Source organism: Bacillus sp. SIMBA_008 (assembly GCF_046535495.1).
Taxonomy (GTDB): Bacteria; Bacillota; Bacilli; order Bacillales; family Bacillaceae; genus Bacillus; species Bacillus subtilis.
In genome coordinates this window covers 1-468 of sequence record NZ_JAWRWL010000027.1, presented here as the reverse complement: position 1 = coordinate 468, position 468 = coordinate 1, and the positions used below count along the sequence as shown (strand labels likewise).

Annotated in this window: 2 pseudogenes; one reads left to right on the top strand and one right to left on the bottom strand. The window is 27.4% G+C overall.

The annotated features are described in order from the left end of the window. Positions 1 to 77 (top strand): annotated as a pseudogene (locus SB658_RS21890) (tyrosine-type recombinase/integrase); the annotation flags it as partial. A gap of 68 nt (positions 78 to 145) precedes the next feature. Here SB658_RS21890 and SB658_RS21885 read toward each other — a convergent pair. Further along, positions 146 to 468: pseudogene (locus tag SB658_RS21885) on the bottom strand (hemolysin D); the annotation flags it as partial.

Sequence of the window (468 nt, the reverse complement as noted above, 5' to 3'; positions counted from 1 at the left end):
CACCACAAATCACTTTAAAATATATTTGTATCAATAAAGAAGAAAAAGATAACATACTTGATACATTTTATATTTGAACTACCAATTTTAGTGAAAAATAAAAGAGGCCAATCCTTATTATTTAAAAGATTGGCCTCTTTCAATATTAATTAGAAATAAAATCGAATTTCTTTAATATAAATTTCCAAATTCGTTCTTCTCCGATTATTACAGAAGCCCTACCTACCATCCCTGTATACAACTCATGTGAATCCTGTATATCAATTGTTGCTTCTAATTCATACACATACCCTTTAGAATCCTTATCAAAAATAGGATGTGCTGATAAATAAGTTACTATTCCTGTTTGTTTATCAGATTTCTTTAGTTTAAACGAATATTGTACTTTATCCCCTTTTTTAATGCCTTTTATATCTTGAGCCGGTAATAAAATTCTAATCTTTTTCTCAGTATTTTTAGGGATAATTG